We start from the raw sequence: 6,000 nt of genomic DNA on the forward strand, positions 1-6,000 counted from the left end.
TCAGCGCGCGAGCAGCCCACCGAGGTCCAGCCCCGTATCAGCGGCCTGCGCCGCGGTGGGCGACACGCCGGCGTCGAGCAGCTTGCGCGCCAGCAGGTGCGTGCGGGCGTCGTTAACCGAGTCCACGGCCACGAGCCTGTCGGCGCGGTAATGGCATACCGAGAAGGCCGCGCCGCCCAGCTCGCCGCGCAGCACCCAGGCGTCGGCGCCGGCCGACAGCCCGGCCATCTGCAGCTTGCGTTCGTACTGGTCGGACCAGAACCAGGGCGTGGCCGTGAAGGGCCGCTCCTGCCCAAGCAGCGCGGCGGCGGCGGACTTGGCCTGCTCGGTGGCGTTGTGCACCGACTCCAGCCGCAGTAGGCCGCCGTCCGCCAGGCGCCGCGCGGTGCAGTCGCCCGCGGCCACGATGCGCGGGTCGGCCGTGCGCGCGCAGGCATCCACCACGATGCCGCCCTCGCAGGCCAGCCCCGCTTCGCGCGCCAGCGCGTCGTTGGCGCTCACGCCCACGCCCAGCACCACGAGGCCACAGGGCAGGCGCCGGCCGTCGGCGAGCTGCACGGCCACGGCCTCGCCACCTTCGCCTTCGGTGGCGATGCGCTCGATGCGCGCGTCCAGCACCAGCTCCACGCCGTGGCCGCGGTGCAGCGCGGCGAACCAGTCCGACAGCAGCGGCGCCAGCACCCGGCCCAGCAGGCGCGGCGCGGCCTCCAGCACCGTCACCCGTAAACCCTTCTTGCGCGCCGTGGCCGCCACTTCCAGGCCTATGAAGCCGCCGCCGATCACGGCCACCGGCAGCCCCGCGGCGGCGCAGCGCTCCAGCGCCGCGGCCATGCGCCCGGCGTCGTCTCGCGAGCGCAGCGCCAGCACGTTGGGCGCCTGTGCCCCGGGCAGCGCCAGCGTGCGCGGCGCCGCGCCGGTGGCCAGCACCAGGCCGGCGTAGGGCAGCGCGCTGCCGTCGTCCAGGTGGACGAGCTGCCGCGCACGGTCCAGGCCAAGCACGCGCACGCCAGTGCGCAGCGCGATCTGCTTCTTCTCCAGCATCTGCGGCGCGCGCAGCATGAGCTGGGCGTCGCTCAGCTCGCCGGCCAGCCAGGCCTTGGACAGGGGCGGGCGGTGGTAGGGGCCGCAGGGCTCGTCGCCCAACAGCGTGATGGCGCCGGTGTGGCCCGCGCCGCGCAGCGCCTCGGCCGTGAGCGTGCCGGCCTGGCCGGCGCCGACGATGACGACGCTCTCGCCGGCCGCCACGGGGGGCCTGCTCACTCCTGGCACTCCGGCAGCGTGATGGTGGCGCCGGCCAGCGCGGCGCTGCCCTTGATCTGGCAGGCCAGGCGGCTGTTGGGCCGGCGCTCGGCCACCACGTGCTCCAGCATGCCCAGCTCGTTGTCCTGGGCCGGCGGCAGCTCGGCCATCAGCCGCTCGTCCACGTAGCAATGGCAGGTGGCGCAGGCGCAGGAGCCGCCGCACTCGCCGAGGATGCCGTCCACGCCGCCCGCGGTGGCGGCCTGCATGATGCTCCAGCCGTCCGGCACGTCCAGGGCGACGCTGTGGCCGGCGGGCTCGACGATGTTGATCAGGGCCATGGAATGTCTCTCTCGTAGGTAGGAAGGTGCGCCGGCCGCGGCGCGCACGCCGCGGCCGGCCTGCCGGGCTTATTGCGGCGCCAGCTCCAGCGCCAGCGGGCTGCGGAAGGTGGAGGAGGGCATCCACGCCAGTTGCGCATGCACCCGCCCATAGTCCGGCACCACCTTGTGGAACTCCTCGAAGGCGATGCGCACCGACAGCCGGGCGATGGCCGTGCCCAGGCAGGCATGCACGCCCCCGCCGAAGCCCAGGTGGCCGCGCGGCTTGCGCGCGATGTCGTAGACGTCGGGGTTGGGGTACTGGCGCTCGTCGCGGTTGCCCGCCCCGTAGGCCAGGCAGACGAAGTCGCCCGCGCGCATGGTCTGGCCGTGCAGCGCCACGTCCTTCATCAGCCGGCGCTTGAAGCGCTGCGCCGAGGTGTTGAAGCGCAGCGACTCCTCGACGGCGTCGGCCAGCAGCGCGGGGTCGGCCACCACGGCGCGGCGCGCGTCGCGGTGGTCCGCCAGGTTGAGCGCGAACATCATCATGAAGCCGCCCAAGGACTCCACCCCGGCCATGATGAGCGTGGTGGTGGTCAGCAGCACCTCGGCCTCGCTCAGGCGGTCGCCGTCGATCTCGGCCTGCGCGAAGTTGGAGATGAGGTCGTTGCGCGGCTGCGCGCGGCGCAGCGCGATGACGTCGGCGGCGTAGCGCTTCATCCACTCGAAGGCCGCCAGGTGCTGCGGCCCCTTGGTGCGGGTGGCGGGATCGCTTTGCACCATCAGCACCGCGTTCTCGCGCACGGTCTGCTCGTCAACGGTCGCCTCGGCGCCCATGGGCAGGCCCAGCGCCGCCATGAGCACGCGCACGGTGAACTTGGCCGAGAAGTCCTTGAAGTCGAAGCTGGCGCGGCCGCGCAGCTCCTCGGCCGCCTCGCGGGCGATGGCGCGTATGGGCTCGCCCAAGCTCTCCAGGTTGCGCTTCATGAACGCGTGCTGGATCAGGCCGCGCAGGCGGTCGTGGCGCGGGGGATCGGTGGTGCCCAAGGTGGCGCCGGCCCGGCCGGGCAGCTCGGTCATGAGGTTGCCGCTGGCCGAGGAATAGGTCTGCCAGTCCTGCCCGGCCGAGACGATGTCGGCGTAGCGCGAGAGCACCCACATCTGCGCCTCCTCGCTCCAGAAGCAGGGAAACTCGTCGCGCAGCCGCTTGTAGGCCGGGAAGGGGTCGGCATCGATGGCCGGCGAGTAGGGGTCGAAACGGAACATGGCCTGGTCTCCTTGGCTTTGTTTGATTTGGGGCAGGCGAATTGTTGGTGGACACGGCACCGCGCCGAGTGGACGAAGTACCGTGATGGCTTGCACTTTTGACGTGCCCTTGCCGCCCCCTGCCTTTCCTGCGCACATGACTTCCGCCTTGCCGGCGCCGCGCCGCCACCGCCGCCGCACCCCCTCGTCCGCCCTGCCGGCCTTCTCGCTGTACGGCGAGGCCGGCGCGCCGAATGCGCCGCTGCTGCACATCGAATCCATCCACTCGCGCAGCCGGCTCTACGACTGGGAGATCCATGCCCACGTGCACCAGGGTTTGCACCAGGTGCTGTGGCTGCGCGCCGGGCAGGTGGAGGCGGTGTTGGACGAATCACGCAGCCTGGGCCAAGGGCCCATGGCCTTCGTGATCCCGCCCGGCGTGGCGCATGCGTTTCGCTTCTCGCCGGACTGCGACGGCTACGTGTTCACGGTGAACGCCACGCTGCTGGCCGAGGGCGACGGCGCGCGCGTGGGCGATGCGCTGCAGGCCCTGTTCGCCGCGCCGCGGGCGCTGGCGCCGGCCGCCGATGCGCCGGAGGTGGCGCGGCTGCAGGCGCTGTTCGATGCGCTGTTCGCCGAGCACGAAGCTTGCGGCGACAACGATCCGGTGCCGGGCTGGCTTGGGCGGGCGCTGGTGTGGCGGCTGGCGCAGCTCGACCGGCGCGACGCGCAGGCCGGCACGCGGCGCCCGCGCGCGGGCGCGCTGCAGTCGCTCTATACGCGCTGGGTGGTGCTGATGGAGTCGCACTACCGGGAGCACTGGCCGGTGTCGCGCTACGCCGAGCGCCTGGGCCTGTCCACGGAGCGGCTCAACCGCATGGTGCGCGCCGAGACCGGCTGCAATGCCCAGGCCTTGCTGCACGCGCGGCTGGCGCGCGAGGCCTGCCGGCGCCTGGTGCACGTGGCCGCGCCCGTGTCGCGCCTGGCCTTCGAGCTGGGTTTCCAGGACCCGGCCTACTTCTGCCGCTTCTTCAAGCGCCAGACCGGCCTGTCGCCCAGCGACTACCGGCAGCGCACGCAGCCGCCGGTCGGCGTGCAGGGCTGACGCCGGCCGCCTCCTGCCTCAGGCCGCCTCGGCGCAGGCCTCCCGCACCCGCTCGCGCAGCCAGCGGTGGGCCGCATCGCCGTCCATGCGCGGGTGCCACAGCAGCGACACCGTGATCTCCGGCACCTGCACCGGCAGCTCGAACGTGAACAGCCCGACGCGCAGCGCGGCGGTGTGGCGCGCGGGCACGGTGGCCACGAGGTCCGTGTGCCGCGCCAGCCCAAGCGCCGCGGAGAAGCCGCCCACGGTGGCCGACCAGTCGCGCCGCAGGCCCAGCGGTTCCAGCGCCTCGTCCACGGGCCCCCGTGCCTGCCCGCGGCGGGACAGGAGCACGTGGCGGCTGGCCGCATAGCGCGCCGGCGTGATCTCGCCCTGCGCCAGCGGGTGGCCTTCGCGCACGGCGCCGACGAAGCGGTCGCGCAGCAGCGCCTGCACGCGCACTTCCGGGCCCATCGCGCGGTTGACCACGCCGGTTTCCAGGTCCACCGCGCCCTCGCGCAGCGGCGCGCTGTCCTTGTCCAGCTTGGGGACGAAGCGCAGCCGCACGCCGGGCGCCTCGGCGCCCAGGCGCGCCAGCAGCGGCGGGCCGAAGGTCTCCACGAAGCCGTCGCTGCTGCGCAGCGTGAAGGTGCGCACCAGCCTGGCCAGGTCTGGCGCCGCGGCCGGGCGCAGGGCGGCTTCGGCGTCCTGCACGATGCGGCGCACCTGCTCGCGCAGGGCCAGCGCGCGCGGCGACGGCACCAGGCCCCGCCCGGCGCGCACCAGCAGCGGGTCGCCCGTGGCCTCGCGCAGCCGCGCCAGGGTCCGGCTCATGGCCGAGGGGCTCAGATGCAGTTGCCGGGCCGCGCCCGCCACGCTGCCTTGCGCAAGCAGGACGTCAAGGACGACGAGCAGGTTCAGGTCGGGGCGGGTCATGCGCTCCAGCATACCGGCGCCGGCATGGCGCTGCATGCACGAATGAAGTGCGTTTGCTGCGCCTTCCGCCATGTCGGACCCCTGCCTATCGTTGCGGCAGCTTCCGCTTTCCGGAGGCGGTCAGGAGAAGAGTTCATGGAGCAGACATCCGCAGGCCCCGAGCGCGCCGCCGCGGCGGCAGGCGCTTTCACGTCGGGCGGCGCGGTGCCCTGGGTGCTGGCGCTGTGTGCGCTGCTGCCGGCGCTGGGCACCAGCATCGCCAACGTGGCGCTGCCGCATTTCGCCCAAGCCTTCGCGGCCCCGTTCCAGCAGGTGCAGTGGGTGGTGCTGGCCTACTTGCTGGCCAACACCACGCTGGTCGTGGGGGCCGGGCGGCTGGGCGATCTGCTTGGGCGGCGCCGCTTGCTGCTGCTTGGGCTGGCGGTGTTCACGGCCGCTTCGGCGCTGTGCGGCATGGCCCCGTCGCTGGCGCTGCTGGTGGCGGCGCGGGCGGTCCAGGGCCTGGGTGCGGCGGTGCTGATGGCGCTGTCCATGGCCATGGTGCGCGATGCCGTGCCCAAGTCGCAGGCCGGGCGGGCCATGGGGCTGCTGGGCACGGCCTCCGCCCTGGGCACGGCGCTTGGGCCGACGCTGGGCGGCGTGCTGCTGGCGGGCCTGGGCTGGCCGGCGCTGTTCCTGGCCAAGGTGCCGCTGGGCCTGCTGGCCTTGGGCCTGGCCTGGCGGTACCTGCCCCATGACCGGCGCGCCGCGGGCGCGGACGGTGGCCGTTTCGATGGCCGCGGCACCGTGCTGCTGGCCTTGGCGCTGTCGGCCTACGCGCTGGCGATGACGGCGCGAGATGGGGCGTTCGGCGCGTTCAACCTGCTGCTGGCCCTGGGCGCCGCGGCGGGTCTGGCCCTGTTCATGGCGGCGCAGGCGCGAACGGCGTCGCCCCTGGTGCGGCTGGCGTACTTGCGCGATCCGGTGCTGCGCGTGGGCTTCACCACGAGCCTGCTCGTGTCCACCGTGGTGATGGCGACGATGGTGGTGGGCCCCTTCTACCTGGGCCAGGCGCTGGGCCTGGACGCGGCCCGCGTGGGCCTGGCCCTGGCGGGCGGGCCCGTGGTGGCGGCGCTGGCCGGCGTGCCGGCCGGGCGCCTGGTGGACCGCCATGGCGCGCGGCGCATGGCCGTGGCC

6 protein-coding genes are annotated in these 6,000 nt (G+C 74.0%); 2 read left to right on the forward strand and 4 right to left on the reverse strand.

All coding sequences use genetic code 11. The features are described from left to right. The 3 genes from SM757_RS23450 to SM757_RS23460 all read right to left on the reverse strand — a co-directional run bounded on the left by SM757_RS23450 (nucleotide 1) and on the right by SM757_RS23460 (nucleotide 2,825). The gene (locus tag SM757_RS23450; protein ID WP_322467251.1) at nucleotides 1-1,260 is read right to left on the reverse strand and encodes an NAD(P)/FAD-dependent oxidoreductase; all 1,260 of its coding nucleotides are present in this window, start codon (nucleotides 1,258-1,260) and stop codon (nucleotides 1-3) included. Further along, nucleotides 1,257-1,580: a 2Fe-2S iron-sulfur cluster-binding protein gene (locus SM757_RS23455; RefSeq protein WP_066335523.1), complete on the reverse strand. Its 324-nt coding sequence runs from the start codon at nucleotides 1,578-1,580 to the stop codon at nucleotides 1,257-1,259. The genes SM757_RS23450 and SM757_RS23455 overlap by 4 nt, the downstream gene beginning before the upstream one ends. 69 nt (nucleotides 1,581-1,649) lie before the next feature. Then, nucleotides 1,650-2,825: a cytochrome P450 gene (locus tag SM757_RS23460; protein ID WP_322467252.1), complete on the reverse strand. Its 1,176-nt coding sequence runs from the start codon at nucleotides 2,823-2,825 to the stop codon at nucleotides 1,650-1,652. Between the two features lie 136 nt (nucleotides 2,826-2,961). Here SM757_RS23460 and SM757_RS23465 point away from each other — a divergent pair, with 136 nt between their 5' ends. Next, a complete protein-coding gene (locus SM757_RS23465; RefSeq protein WP_322467253.1) occupies nucleotides 2,962-3,909 on the forward strand; it encodes a helix-turn-helix domain-containing protein in 948 nt (315 codons plus the stop codon). 18 nt (nucleotides 3,910-3,927) lie between these two features. On the opposite strand, the gene SM757_RS23470 is transcribed toward SM757_RS23465, so the two are convergent. Further along, on the reverse strand, nucleotides 3,928-4,824 hold the full coding sequence (locus tag SM757_RS23470; RefSeq protein WP_322467254.1) for a LysR family transcriptional regulator: 897 nt from the start codon (nucleotides 4,822-4,824) through the stop codon (nucleotides 3,928-3,930). Nucleotides 4,825-4,959: 135 nt separating this feature from the next. Between SM757_RS23470 and SM757_RS23475 the strand changes: the two genes are divergently transcribed. Further along, nucleotides 4,960-6,000 (forward strand): MFS transporter (locus SM757_RS23475; protein WP_322467255.1); only part of this gene is annotated, 1,041 nt, incomplete at its 3' end.

This window comes from Azohydromonas lata (assembly GCF_034427735.1).
GTDB classification, from domain to species: Bacteria; Pseudomonadota; Gammaproteobacteria; order Burkholderiales; family Burkholderiaceae_C; genus Azohydromonas; species Azohydromonas lata.